At 69.2% G+C, this 13,589-nt stretch carries 11 protein-coding genes; 8 read left to right on the forward strand and 3 right to left on the reverse strand.

Annotated elements, in window-relative coordinates; genetic code table 11:
* Positions 1–87 precede the first annotated feature (87 nt).
* The 5 genes from OG844_RS17515 to OG844_RS17535 all read left to right on the forward strand — a co-directional run bounded on the left by OG844_RS17515 (position 88) and on the right by OG844_RS17535 (position 4,907).
* Positions 88–1,521, forward strand: a complete 1,434-nt coding sequence (locus OG844_RS17515; RefSeq protein WP_406391337.1) for an endo-1,4-beta-xylanase — start codon at positions 88–90, stop codon at positions 1,519–1,521.
* Positions 1,522–2,437: 916 nt separating this feature from the next.
* Positions 2,438–2,974: a hypothetical protein gene (locus OG844_RS17520; RefSeq protein ID WP_406391339.1), complete on the forward strand. Its 537-nt coding sequence runs from the start codon at positions 2,438–2,440 to the stop codon at positions 2,972–2,974.
* A 698-nt stretch (positions 2,975–3,672) separates the two neighbouring features.
* Complete coding sequence (locus tag OG844_RS17525) at positions 3,673–4,332, forward strand: DUF4328 domain-containing protein (protein ID WP_406391341.1); 660 nt, start codon at positions 3,673–3,675, stop codon at positions 4,330–4,332.
* On the forward strand, positions 4,311–4,625 hold the full coding sequence (locus OG844_RS17530; protein ID WP_406391343.1) for a hypothetical protein: 315 nt from the start codon (positions 4,311–4,313) through the stop codon (positions 4,623–4,625). The genes OG844_RS17525 and OG844_RS17530 overlap by 22 nt, the downstream gene beginning before the upstream one ends.
* Before the next feature lie 108 nt (positions 4,626–4,733).
* Complete coding sequence (locus OG844_RS17535; RefSeq protein WP_351172512.1) at positions 4,734–4,907, forward strand: hypothetical protein; 174 nt, start codon at positions 4,734–4,736, stop codon at positions 4,905–4,907.
* Between the two features lie 50 nt (positions 4,908–4,957).
* Here OG844_RS17535 and OG844_RS17540 read toward each other — a convergent pair whose 3' ends face one another.
* Positions 4,958–5,236 carry a hypothetical protein gene (locus tag OG844_RS17540; protein WP_406391345.1) on the reverse strand — a complete coding sequence of 93 codons (279 nt, stop codon included), beginning with the start codon at positions 5,234–5,236 and terminating at the stop codon, positions 4,958–4,960.
* A gap of 169 nt (positions 5,237–5,405) precedes the next feature.
* Positions 5,406–5,825, reverse strand: a complete 420-nt coding sequence (locus tag OG844_RS17545; protein ID WP_406391347.1) for a molybdopterin-binding protein — start codon at positions 5,823–5,825, stop codon at positions 5,406–5,408.
* A 195-nt stretch (positions 5,826–6,020) separates the two neighbouring features.
* Here OG844_RS17545 and OG844_RS17550 point away from each other — a divergent pair, with 195 nt between their 5' ends.
* The 3 genes from OG844_RS17550 to OG844_RS17560 all read left to right on the forward strand — a co-directional run bounded on the left by OG844_RS17550 (position 6,021) and on the right by OG844_RS17560 (position 9,332).
* A complete protein-coding gene (locus OG844_RS17550) occupies positions 6,021–6,416 on the forward strand; it encodes a molybdopterin-binding protein (RefSeq protein WP_406391349.1) in 396 nt (131 codons plus the stop codon).
* Positions 6,417–6,505: 89 nt separating this feature from the next.
* Complete coding sequence (gene modA / locus OG844_RS17555; protein WP_406391351.1) at positions 6,506–7,303, forward strand: molybdate ABC transporter substrate-binding protein; 798 nt, start codon at positions 6,506–6,508, stop codon at positions 7,301–7,303.
* 79 nt (positions 7,304–7,382) lie between these two features.
* Entirely contained in the window at positions 7,383–9,332 is a 1,950-nt protein-coding gene (locus tag OG844_RS17560; RefSeq protein ID WP_406391353.1) for an ABC transporter permease, read from the forward strand.
* 81 nt (positions 9,333–9,413) lie between these two features.
* Here the strand turns inward: OG844_RS17560 and OG844_RS17565 are convergent, their stop codons facing one another.
* On the reverse strand, positions 9,414–13,448 hold the full coding sequence (locus OG844_RS17565) for a molybdopterin-dependent oxidoreductase (protein ID WP_406396171.1): 4,035 nt from the start codon (positions 13,446–13,448) through the stop codon (positions 9,414–9,416).
* Positions 13,449–13,589: the final 141 nt, after the last annotated feature.

Consider the following 13,589-nt stretch of genomic DNA (forward strand, 5'->3'; position numbering starts at 1 on the left):
CGAACGTCGGCCTCGGCATTCCGTGCTGCACGGCAGATCCGCGCACCGCACCAGTCCTTTCGTAATTTCCACCTTGGAGGCACAGTCATGGGCTCCTACGCCCTTCCCCGACCCGTTGTCCGCCGGAAAACTCGCAGCCTGCTGTTGGCGCTGGTCCTCGGCGTCCTCGGTGCGTCCGCCGCGCTGGTCGCGCCACCGGGAGCACACGCCGCCGAGAGCACGCTGGGCGCCGCGGCGGCGCACAGCGGTCGCTATTTCGGCACCGCCATCGCCTCGGGCAGGCTGGGCGACTCGACGTACACGTCGATCGCGAACCGCGAGTTCAACATGGTGACGGCCGAGAACGAGATGAAGATCGACGCCACCGAACCGCAGCGGGGACAGTTCAACTTCAGCTCCGCCGACCGCGTCTACAACTGGGCGGTGCAGAACGGCAAGGAGGTGCGTGGCCACACCCTGGCCTGGCACTCCCAGCAGCCCGGCTGGATGCAGAGCCTCAGCGGCAACGATCTGCGCCAGGCGATGATCGGCCACATCAACGGCGTGATGGCCCACTACAAGGGCAAGATCGTCCAGTGGGACGTCGTGAACGAGGCCTTCGTCGACGGAAATTCGGGAGCCCGACGCGACTCCAACCTGCAGCGCAGCGGCAACGACTGGATCGAGCTCGCCTTCCGCACCGCGCGCACCGCCGACCCGTCCGCCAAGCTCTGCTACAACGACTACAACGTCGAGGACTGGACCTGGGCCAAGACCCAGGCCATGTACTCCATGGTCCGGGACTTCAAGCAGCGTGGCGTGCCGATCGACTGCGTCGGCTTCCAGTCGCACTTCAACAGCGGCAGCCCCTACAACAGCAACTTCCGCACCACACTGCAGAACTTTGCCGCCCTCGGCGTCGACGTGGCCGTCACCGAGCTGGACATCCAGGGCGCCTCGCCCATGACCTACGCCAACGTGACCAACGACTGCCTGGCCGTCGAGCGCTGCCTCGGCGTCACCGTCTGGGGTGTGCGAGACAGCGACTCCTGGCGAGCGGAGCACACACCGCTGCTGTTCAACAACGACGGCAGCAAGAAGGCCGCCTACTCCGCCGTCCTCAACGCACTCAATGCCGGCGACACAACTGAGCCCCCTGCGGGTTCCGGACAGATCAAGGGCGTCGGTTCGGGCCGCTGCCTGGATGTGCCCAACGCCAGCACCAACGACGGCACCCAGCTCCAGCTGTGGGACTGCGGCAGCGGCACCAACCAGCAGTGGGTGGCCACCGACTCGGGTGAGCTCCGGGTCTACGGCGACAAATGTCTGGACGCCGCCGGCACGAGCAACGGCAGCAAGGTCCAGATCTACAGCTGCTGGGGCGGCGACAACCAGAAGTGGCGCGTCAACTCCGACGGATCCATCGTTGGCGTCCAGTCCGGCCTCTGCCTCGACGCCGTCGGGACCGGCACCGCCAACGGCACCCGGATCCAGCTCTACTCCTGCTCGAACGGCAGCAACCAGCGCTGGACCCTCACCTGACGGGACCTACCACAGACGAACGGGCGAGCCGATGACGGCCTGCGGTGCGGTTTCTCCCGCCCCCCAGTAAGACATCGGACTGCAGGGGCTCCTGGGACTTTTCTGGGACTTTCGGCCGCATCAACGTGCACGCGCAGGAGACATCAGAAAGTTGATCCACGCAGGTCAACGCCCTGCAACCGCGTATCGCCGCAGGTCATGGAACTGCGCGGCGTCTTCCGCGACATCTGAAAGTCTGCAGAAAAAGCGCCGACATACCCCACCTGACCTGCATAAACGTGGGCGAGGCGGGGTGTGCCGGAGTCTCTGGGACACTTCTGGGACTTTGAACCGCCAGCGCAGGGTTCCGAGCACCGCGCTCTTCACGTAACGAGTCATCGGAAAGATGTCGCACGCACCCTAATCGCATATAGTCACAGGTCAGGACAGGTTCACAGCCCACCAGATCTGTCACTTGGCCCGCGGAGCGTCACATGAGCGTCAGGGCAGGTCGAAAAGGGTCTGTGAGTCAGTCGCCCAGGACGTACACCACTACCTCCCAGGCAACGTCAGCTGATAGGCCCGGCTGCCCGCGGCCCAACCATCGTTCGCGGGCCGGCCCATCTCCCCGTCCTGCTCCGACAACCGCCAACTCGAGGCGCCGGCCTGTCGATGGCCGAGCAGCTCGCGCTACCCGTACGTGACATTCGCGTGCCCTCGTGCGCCTTCCCTCAGGATCTGCACGACGCCCAACTCGCCCCCCATGAGCAGTACGCGCGAAGCCTGCCGTGGTCAGCCGGACCGATGCCCAGCTGTACAGACAACGAGCAGCTGCACAGCGAATGCCGCTCCACCAAAGCCGACGGCCCCGGCTGCACCGAAGCGTCCAACAAGAGGTCGCCCGGTACCGGGTCCAGCTCCTGTACGCTCCACGCCCGTGGACGACATACGGCAGACGGTCATCACCTACAGCGGAGTCCTGACGAGGGCGGAGTTCGACGAGGCCTTCGTAGCAACCGGATGGTTCCGACGCCTGCGCTGGCTCATTGTCGTGGCTGCGGCCCTGATGGCGGCGCTGAGCCTGAAGCCCTCCGCTGACGGCGACCCGATCAACGCGGGGCTGCTGACGCTCGCCCTCGTCTACGGCGCGCTCGGCGTGTTCCTGCCCCCGATGCTCGCCGGCCGTATGTTCCGTGCCGACCAGGCCACAGGGGAGAAGCAGGCCGTCATCGACGCCGTCGGCTGCGTCATCTCACGAGGCTCCGAGGAACTCATGCGGGTGCCGTGGCGCACCATGAACCGCTACTACGAGACGGAGCGGGCTTACGTCGTTACCGGCCGCCTCGGCTGGAAGGTCGGCCTGTTGATCGTGCCCAAGCGGCTACTCACCGGGGCCGGCGAGACGGAACTGGTGGACGTCCTGCTGGAGGCCGCCGTCCGCCGCTCGAAGGGCAAGCGGGCACACGGCCGTTGAACCTCTCCGAACCAGGGGCGAGTTGCTGAGATCCGTATCCGGACCGCACACGCGACGTGCAGCCACAATCCCGAACGAGACAGCAGATCAGGCATCGGTCGTGATGTCGGCGAGGTTGGGTACCCCGGGCCAGTGGACACCAGGATGCGTGCGGCATCCGGATCGACCTCTGCGCGCCAGGCCGGCGTGCCGCCGAGCGCGGGCTGCACTCCGGGGGGCCGGTCCGCCGTTACCCGAGCAGAGTGAGCCAATCAGCGGAGGCCGCGTGCGGGTGGTCTGCACGTCACCGGCTCCGCACGATCGGAGCTTGCTGTAGCCGAGTGGGAGGCTGAGAGCGGACGGAGCAGGGGCGGCCCGGATCCCGCAGATCCCAATTACGGCGGAGGGCGGAATACCGAGGCACCGTCAGCCCTATCGGGCTTCCAGCCTCATGCCCGCACGTCGCCGACGATCAGGTACGGGCCCCGGTGCTGCCCCCGTTCCGGCCCGTTGCGCAGGGAGAAACCGCCTTGCGGAGCCTGGCACCAGAGCCTCGTACTCCCTGAAGGGACTGGTGGTGTGACGTCTGGGATGGTGACAGCGCTGCATGAACTGTGAATACATCTACGTGCAGCGCACCCGTCCCTTCGCCTGCCTACCTCGCGGCGCTGCGTTCACCGGTCGGTCTGGGGGTGGCCGCCTCTCTTCTGCTTGTCGCCGTGATCATCACGGACATCCTGTCCATCGCGTCGGGTGGCTATCTGTACGTCCTGCTGCGCGGTCTGCCGGACTCGGCGGCGGCCCTGGACGCTGTCTCGCACGCTGGGAACAGACAGCTCTACTACGACCTCGCCGGCATGCTTCAGAGCTTGCTCTATCTCTCCACGGGGATCGTTTACGTGTGCTGGCTCTACCGCCTGCGCGACAATGCCGAAGTCTTCGCCCCCGGCGCTCACCGACGCGGTCGCAGCTGGACCGGTTGGTGCTGGCTCATCCCGGTCGTCAACCTGTGGTTCCCGCGTCGGGTCACTCTGGACATCTGGAACGCGAGCCGATCCGCGGAGGCGCAAGCAACAACCAGCCGTCCGGGCCATGAACTGATCAATCTGTGGTGGGGCTTCTGGCTCGCCGAGGGCCTCTTCGCGCTGGTCGGAGGCGTGGCCTACGAGGTTGCCGCATCCATCGGCCAGGCCACCGCGGGTATCGGTCTGCTCGCGATCTCCGACGTTTTCGACATTGTCTGTGCCGTGCTCGCGCTCCGGCTGGTTCGCACACTTACGCACATGCAGCACATCAAGATGCTGGCCGGACGGTCTGCCCTGGACGGAGGAACCGAAGGTCCGAGGCGGAACATGACATGGCCGTCCAGACGGCGCTGAACGTCGCGGGTGTGCAGGACGGTTACAACACCGACCAGACGGCGCAGGCAGGCAAGGACGCGCTGCAGATCAACTCGGTGGACGGGTCCGGCCGCCCGGGTACCGGTGGCGGCCCGGTGATCGACCACGATGCGCACAGCAAGGCCGGGATGCACCTGGCCGGTGTGCAGATCACGATGCGTGAGAAGACGGGCGGCACTCGCAGGCCGTTGACCGGCGCACCCGGCGCCGCGCCCGCGTCTCGACGCGACCTCCTGCCCACGCGGCGCGACGGGCCGATCACTTCGAGCTGACCGAGGGAGTACGGCGGCTGCAAACGTTCTGTCTGACATGCGTCTTTCGTACGCACATGCGAATCTGGAGGTGCCCCATCGTTCAGGACGATGGCAGGAGGCACGATCATGAGCAAGAAGCAGAGCCGGCAGAACCGCGGTGCTCGCACCGGCGGCCATGAGCGCAGCGCCGCCACCGCGGAGACGAAGGAACAGACGCCGTCGGCGACTACGCCCGACGCGGCGCGTGCGATCGGGGAAACCGTTTCGCACAAGAAGGAACGGAAGTTCGGTCACAACTGATCGGCGCCCCTTCGAGCCGACCAACCTGCGGCCAGAGGAAGACCGGGCCGTCAGTATGCGCGTGGTGACATGATCCGGGGTTCGGCGTCCGGCGTCTCGAAGAGGCAGCTGGGAACGCCGGGGCCCGGCTTCACGCGTACGGTGGCCGACTCCGGAGGGTCGGTCGGCAGTTCCACGTGTACGACGATCGGGCGGTCACCGTGCGCCGTGACCGAACCCGTCTCCTTGCCGTCGACCAGCACCTCCACCAACACGGTGTGGCCCGTCTCGACGGTCGCGGTGACCGAGTGGCCCGCATGGTCGGTGTGGAAATGATGGCGCTGCCCCATGGACGTGGCCTCCCTGCGGCGCGCTTCACGGTTTCCGCGTCGCCTCGGCAAGCGTAGCCGCGGCAATCGGTGCGCGCCGTTGACGGGGCCGGGAGAGGGGAACGGATCCCGGGGGCGAGAGATGTGGGCCGTGAGCCACTCCGCACAGGCGGCAAGGCCGGGCCGGGGATCAGACGGCTGCCAGGGAGATCTCGGTCGACTTGATCAGGGCGACGACGGGCATTCCGGGGGCGAGGCCGAGGTCGGTCACCGCGTCCTCGGTGATCGCCGAGGTGAGCTCGCCGCCCTCGACGGACACCTTGACGCTCGCCATGGCACCGCCGGTTGCCACGTCCGTGATGGTGCCGGGGATCTGATTGCGGATGCTCAGTCCCGCGACGGCGCCGGTGGCCAGGGACACCTCGGTCGACTTGACCAATGCGCGGACAGAGACCCCTTCGGTGAGGGCGAGCTCCTGGACGGCCTCGAGCGTGATCGCGGCCGTGACCTCCTGGCCGCCCGCCAGGCGGACCTTCACGGTGGCCATGACCGCACCTGTGGTGACGGCGGTGACGGTGCCGGGGAACTGGTTACGGATGCTCAGGCTCATGAGGGGGCGCCTCTGATTCGTAGCGAAATGCCAGGTATTTACTGGTCTGATATTTCACTGTAGACATCCTCGACGTGGCTTTGCCCGGATCGGCCCCGCCGGCCTTCGGGCCATCCTCCAGACCGATACGCATGCGCCATGGAGTTTCGCATAAAGCTTTGTAAATGCGAACTCAGTGCGTCTAATCTGTCGCACATGCAGTCCTACACGATCGGCCAGGCAGCACGTCTGCTCGGCGTCAGCCCCGACACCGCCCGCCGCTGGGCGGATGCCGGTCGGGTCGCGACCCACCGTGAGGAGAGCGGGCGCCGCCTCATCGACGGCCGGGATCTGGCCGCGTTCGCCATCGAGGTCGCCCAGGGCGGCGTCGGTGAGGACGAGACGTCGTACACCTCGGCCCGCAACGCCTTTCCCGGCATCGTGACCGCCGTCAAACTCGGCGACGTCGCGGCCCAGGTGGAGATCCAGGCCGGCCCGCACAGGCTCGTATCGCTCCTGACCCGGGAAGCGGTCGAGGAGCTGGGGCTGGAGGTCGGCATGCAGGCCACCGCGCGCGTCAAGTCGACCAGCGTGTTCATCGACCGCACCTGATCCACTGCCCCACCCAGCGGCGTCGCCGTCCCTGACGCGGCTCACCCACCCGCCCAGGCCCATCGCGTCCCCAAGGAGTCCCGCCCCTCATGTCCTGCACCCTCACCGGCCGCCGCACCGCGGCAGCGATCCTCACAGCGGCCCTCCTCGTACCGCTGGCGGCATGTGGCAGCGACGACGCCAAGGGCTCGGGTGACAAGGGCACCGCCTCCGGGGCTCCGAAGGCCGATCTGACGGTTCTGGCCGCCTCCTCGCTCACCGATGTCTTCAAGACCGCCGGTGCCGTGTACGAGAAGGGGCACCCCGGAACCGAGGTGACGTTCTCCTTCGCCGGCTCGCAGGAGCTCGCCGCCCAGGTCAAGCAGGGCGCACCCGCCGATGCCCTGGTCACGGCGGACACGAAGACCATGGACGGGCTGAAGTCGGACACCGGAGCGCCGACCGTCATCGCGAACAACCGTCTGGTGATCGCCACGGGCAAGGGCAACCCGGAGAAGGTCGAGAGTCTGAAGGACCTCGCCGACCCCGAGCTGAAGGTGGTGCTCGCGGCCCCCGAGGTTCCGGTCGGGCGCTACAGCAAGCAGATCCTGGACGCGCAGAAGATCGAGGTGAAGCCGGTCTCCCAGGAGCCCAATGTCCGCGCCGTCCTCAGCAAGGTCGAGCTCGGCGAGGCGGATGCCGGTCTCGTGTATAGGACGGACGCAGCCACGGCTACCGACAAGGTCGACGCCATCGACATCCCGGACGCCCAGAACGCCGTCGCCTCCTACCCGGCGGCGACCCTGAAGACCTCCAGGAACGGCGAGGCCGCGACGGCATTCGTGACGTGGCTGTCCACGCCCGAGGCTCAGAAGATCCTCGCCGCCGCCGGCTTCCAGCAGCCGTAACGGGCCACCGCCCCCTGCGGGTGGCCCGGTCCGGGGGGCCGGGCCGCCCGCAGGGCACTTCCAGCATCGGGGACCTTCGATGAGACGCCTTCGCCGCCACGCAACCGGCCCCCGCGCGCCGATCGCCCTGGCGATCCCCGCGCTGCTGGCCATCGCCTTCCTGTTGCTGCCACTGGTCGGGATCCTCGCCCGCACCTCCTGGCACGACCTGGGCGCTCATCTGACCAGCCCCGGGACGACCGAGGCGCTGACGTTGTCCTTGATCGTGTCCGCCTGGGCACTGGGCCTTTCCGTCGTCCTCGGTGTCCCGCTCGCCTGGCTGCTGGCCCGCGTCGACTTCCCCGGGAAGGCGTTCGTCCGCTCGCTCGTCCTCCTGCCGATGGTGCTGCCGCCCACGGTCGGCGGTGTCGCGCTCCTCCTGGCCTTCGGCCGGCGCGGGCTGCTGGGGCCCTGGATGGAGGACACGTTCGAGCTCACCCTGCCGTTCCACACGTCCGGCGCCGTCCTCGCAGCGACCTTCGTCGCGATGCCGTTCCTGATCATCAGCCTCGAAGGGGCCCTCGGCGGACTGCGTCCCCGCTACGAGGAGACCGCAGCCTCCCTGGGGGCCTCGCCGGTACGGGTGTTCTTCACGGTCACCCTGCCCATGGTCGCCCCCGGGCTCGCCGCAGGAGCGGCGCTGACCTGGGCGAGGGCCCTGGGTGAGTTCGGCGCGACCATCACCTTCGCCGGGAACCTCCCCGGCACCACGCAAACCCTGCCGCTCCAGGTCTATCTGCTGCTCCAGGACAACCCGGAGGCCGCCACCTCGGTCTCCCTGCTTCTTCTGGCCATCGCCATGGTCGTGCTCGTCGCCCTGCGCGGACGCTGGACCGGCACCCCTCGTACGGCCACGGCACAGCCGCGGACCCCGGCAGCCGAATCGGCTCCCGCCCCGCAGGAGGAGGCGCATGCCGCTCCGGAGCTCGCGCACGGGCCCGGCGGTACCGGTGACAGCTGGCCGCTGCGGACCACCGTCACCGGATTCAACAACCTCACCCTCGACGCCGATGCCGGAACCACCATCGCCGTCGTCGGACCCAACGGCGCGGGCAAGACCACACTGCTGCGCGCGCTCCTCGGCCTCACCCCACGCGCCCACGCCGAACTCCGGCTGGGCGACACCGATGTCACCGCGCTCCCGCCGCACCGCAGGGGCGTGGCCTGGGTCCCGCAGGACGGAGCCCTCTTTCCCCACATGAACGCGCTGGCCAACACCGCGTACGGGCTCCGCGCCCACGGCGTGCCGCGCGCCGAAGCCCGCCACAGTGCCCAGCGGTGGCTGGACCGTCTCGGCGTGGGTCATCTCGCACACCGCAGGCCGGCTCAGATCTCCGGAGGCCAGGCCCAGCGTGTCGCGCTCGCCCGGGCCCTGGCCGCCCGCCCCCGGCTGCTCCTGCTCGACGAACCGCTCGCCGCCCTCGACCAGACCACCCGCGCCCAAGTCCGGCACACCCTTCGCCGCCATCTCGACAGCTTCGGCGGCGTGTGCCTGATCGTCACTCACGATCCCGTCGAAGCCGTCGCGCTCGCCGACCGGGTCCTCGTACTCGACGAGGGCAGGGCCCTGCAGGACGCCCCGCCCGCCGAGGTGACCCGCCACCCCCGCTCCCCCTGGGTCGCCCGGATGCTCGGCCGCAACGCCTGGCCCGGCGTCGCCACCGCCGAAGGCATACAACTCACCGGCGGCGGGACCCTCGTGGTCGCGGAGCCGCTCCCGGCCGGCACGGACTCCCTCGCGGTCATCGCCCCGGAGGCCGTCGCCGTACACCGGGACAGACCGACCGGTAGCCCCCGTAACGTCTGGCCCGGAACCGTCCGGGAAATCACCACCAGCGGCAGCCGGCTGCGCGTCCTGATCACCTCGGACCAGGCACCGGACCTCGTCGCGGAGATCACGCCGCAGGCTGTCGCCGAACTGGGTCTCGCCGAGGGGACGCCCGTCTGGACCAGCGTCAAAGCCACGGAGGCAACCGTCGTGGCCCTCTGAGCCGATCCCGTCGAAGGCGGACCGGGCGGAAGCTCACCACCGAGCCACCGAGCCACCGAGCGCCTGCTCCGCCCCCGCCGATCAGTAGACGTCGCGGACGTACCGCTTGTCGGCGGCGAGCTGCTTGACGTACAGGGCTGCGCCCGTGTGATCGAGGCCACCGTGTGTGACGGCGATGTCGCGCAGCGCCTGGTCGACGTCCTTGGCCATGCGTGCGGCGTCCCCGCAGACGTAGAAGTGGGCGCCGTCCTGGAGCCAGGACCACAGCTTGGCACCGTGCTCGCGCATCCGGTCCTGTACGTAGACCTTGGCACGCTGGTCGCGCGAGAAGGCGGTGTCCAGGCGGGTGAGGGTGCCGTCGGCGAGGAAGGCTGTCAGTTCCTCCTCGTAGTAGAAGTCGGTGGCACGGTGCTGCTCGCCGAAGAAGAGCCAGTTGGGGCCGCGGTGGCGGTGTGCGCGGCGTTCCTCCAGGAAGCCGATGAACGGAGCCACGCCGGTACCCGGGCCGACCATCACCATCGGGGTGTCGGGGCCCGCGGGCGGCCGGAAGTGCGGGGCGCGCTGGACGAAGACCGACACCGGGGCGCCGGGGGCGGCGTCGGCGAGGAAGGGCGAGCACACCCCGTTGCGGGGCCGGCCGTGCAGGTTCTCGTACCGGACGACGGAGACGGTCAGGGACACCTGGTGGGGGTCGGTGAGCGGACTGGACGATATCGAGTACAGGCGGGGCTGCAGTCGTTTGAGGATGCCGGCCCATTCCTGCGGTGTGGCGCGGACGGGGTACTCGGCGAGGACGTCCACGGCTTGGCGGCCCCAGGACCAGCGGGCGAGTTCGCCCTTGTTGTCGGGACGCAGCATCTTCTTCAGGGCCCGGTCGCCGGTGCGCTCGGTGATGAAGCCCAGCAGGGCCGGAGTGAGCCGGGTGATGTCCAGATGCCTGTGCAGGGCGTCGGCCAGCCGGACCTCGCCGAGGCCGGCGACATCGACGGCGGTGGCGGCGTCGAGACCGGTGACGGCCAGCCATTCGGCCACCAGGTCGATGCTGTTGACGGGGTGTACGCCGAGGGCGTCACCGGCCTCGTGGACGAGAGGGGAGTCGGCGTCCCGGGTGTCGAAGGTGAACCGGCGGACCTCCTTGCCCGCGCCGGGGAGGCTGAGGAGCCGGTTGCCGGCCAGCCGGGCCGTGGCAGGTGCGGGCTTGGCGCTGCGGACGGGCGTGGCTGCGGGGGCGGGCGCGGCAGCGACCGCAGCAGTTGGTGACACGGCGGTCGTCGGCTGTGCGGTGAGGCCGGCCAGCACCTGGTCCAGCCATGTGCGGGCGGAGGGCTCGTAGTCGGGTTCGCAGTCGGTGCGCGGGGCGAGGCGTACGGCCCCCAGCTCGTCGAGGCGCTGGTCCAGGCGCCGGCCGTGCCCGCAGAAGTCGTCGTACGAGGAGTCACCGAAGGCCAGCACCGCGTACCGTCTGCCGTCCAGGGGCGGGGGGTCGGCGGCGGTCAGGGCCTCCCAGAACCCGGAGCCGTTGTCGGGCGCGTCACCGTCCCCGAAGGTGCTGGTGATCAGCAGGAGGTCGGCCGCGGGCGGGAGGGCACGCGGATCCGCCTCGTCCATGCCGACGAGCTGGGCCCGGTGTCCGGTTTCGGCGAGCCGGGACGCGGCGGCCGCGGCGAACTCCTCGGCGTTGCCGGTCTGCGAGGCCCACAGCACGACCACGTCACGGCCCGGAAGGGCCTGCGCCACCGGTTCGTCCGCGGGCTGCGGGGCACGCGAGTACATGCCGGCGAGCACCCCGTTCACCCAGCGTGCGTGCTCCGCGGTGAACGGCGCACCGGCCGGGAGCACCGGGACTCCGGGCATGCCCGACGGCAGCCCGGCGAGGAATCCGACCAGGTACTGGCGTTCGTGCTCTGCGAGTACGGGCGGCGGTGCGTCCTCCAGCCCGAACGCGGCTGCGGCGCCGGACCGGATCGTGGTCGGCGCGACCACGACCGGGTCCGCGGCGGGGGCGGCCACGACGGGTGCGGGGAAGATGCTGACCGCGGTGGCGACCTTCGTGAGGGTCACCGCACACATCTTGAACTCGGGCTGGAAGGAGATCGGGTCCACGGCGTCGCTGGTCACCGCGTTGACACTCAGGTACTCGCCGAACAGGTCGTTCCAGTGGAACGGCGCGAAGGAGCAGCCCGGCCGCACCCGGTCCGTCACCACGGCGGGAAGTACGGCCCGGCCGCGCCGGGAGGCGACCTCGACCGAGTCCCCCTCTTCGATCCCGAGCCGGCCCGCGTCCTCGGGGTGCAGTTCGACGAACGGTGCCGGATCGAGCTTGTTGAGCTTGGCGACCTTGCCGGTCTTGGTGAGGGTGTGCCACTGGTGCTGCAAGCGGCCGGTGTTGAGGACGAACGGATAGTCGTCGTCGGGCATTTCGGCGGCCGGTACGTGCGGACGGGCGAAGAAGACGGCCCGTCCGCTCGCTGTCGGGAACACCGGGCGCCCGTCCTCGGCCAGGTAGCGGATCGGATGGCGATCGGGGCCGTCGGCCGTCGGTGCGGGCCACTGGACGGAGGTGGTGCGCAGACGCTCGTACGTCACGCCCCGCAGGTCGTAGCCGGTCTTCGGATTCGCGGCACCCTTGATCTCCTCGAAGATCTCCTCGGCGCTGCTGTAGGTGAACGCGTCGGCGTAGCCCATCTCGCAGGCGATGCGCGCGATGATCCGCCAGTCCGCGAGCGCCTCACCGGGAGGGTCCACCGCCGGCCGGGCGAGAGTGAGGTTGCGTTCGCTGTTGATCAGTACGCCCTCGCTCTCGCTCCACAGTGCGCCGGGCAGCACGACGTCGGCGTAGGCGTTCGTCTCGGTGTCGGCGAACACGTCCTGGGTGATGACGAGTTCGGCCGTCTCCAGGGCCTCGATGACGGTCCGGCGATTGGCGACCGAGGCGACGGGGTTGGTGCAGATGATCCAGCAGGCCTTGATCTCACCGTCCGCCATCCGCTGGAACATGTCGATGGTTCCCTTGCCGGACCCGTCCTTGCGGACGGTGCCGGGTTCCAGGCCCCAGAGTTCTTCGACGAAGGCACGGTCCTCGTCCACGAGCACCGATCGCTGACCGGGCAGACCGGGCCCCATGTAGCCCATCTCGCGACCGCCCATGGCGTTGGGCTGGCCGGTGAGGGAGAACGGGCCGCTGCCGGGACGGCAGATCGCACCGGTGGCCAGATGCAGATTGATCAGTGCGTTGGTGTTCCACGTGCCGTGCGTGGACTGGTTGAGCCCCATGGTCCAGCAGCTCATCCACTCCCCCGCCCCGCCGATCCACTGCGCCGCCCGGCGGATGTCCGCCTCGGGGATGCCCGTGATCCCGGAGACGGTGTCGGGCGCGTAGTCCGCGAGGAACCCGGGCATCGCCTCCCAGCCCTCCGTGCGCGCGTCGATGAACACGGTGTCCGTGTGCCCGTTCTCGTGGAGAAGGCGCAGCAGGCCGTTGAGGAGGGCCAGGTCGGTTCCGGGTTCGATCTGGAGGAAGATGTCGGCCTTGTCGGCGGTGGCGGTACGCCGCGGGTCCACGACGATCAGCTTGGCTCCCGCCTTCACCCGTTCCATCAGGCGCAGGAACAGGATCGGGTGGCAGTCGGCCATGTTGGAGCCGATGACGAGGAAGACGTCCGCCTTCTCGAAGTCCTGGTACGAACCGGGCGGCCCGTCGGCGCCCAGGGAGAGCTTGTAGCCGCTGCCCGCGCTCGCCATGCACAGCCGTGAGTTGGACTCGATCTGGTTGGTCCGCACGAAGCCCTTGGCCAGTTTGTTCGCCAGGTACTGCGCCTCCAGGCTCATCTGCCCGGACACGTAGAAGGCGACAGCATCCGCCCCGTGCTCGTCGATGATCGTCCGCAGCCGTCGTGCCGTGCCGGTGATGGCCTCGTCCACAGGCGTGGGTACGGGCTCGGCGCCGCGCTCGGGACGCGTCAGTGCGGTGGTCAGCCGGCCGGGGGCGGCGAGCATGTCGGCCGTTGTCACGCCCTTGGTGCACAGCCGGCCGAAGTTCGCCGGGTGTGCCTTGTCGCCCGACGCCTTGATGACCTTGCGGCGGCCGTCCGGGCCGGAGGCGATGTCGAGCACCAGGCCGCAGCCCACCCCGCAGTACGAGCAGACCGTCCGTATCGGGGCGACGGCTGTCGACGAATCCTGTGGGGGCACCGAAGGGCCTCTCTGTTGGTCGAAGCGTGCCCCCGACGGTACGAAACGCCCATTACGTCGATGTGA

The sequence above is a fragment of the Streptomyces sp. NBC_00887 genome, from assembly GCF_045207585.1.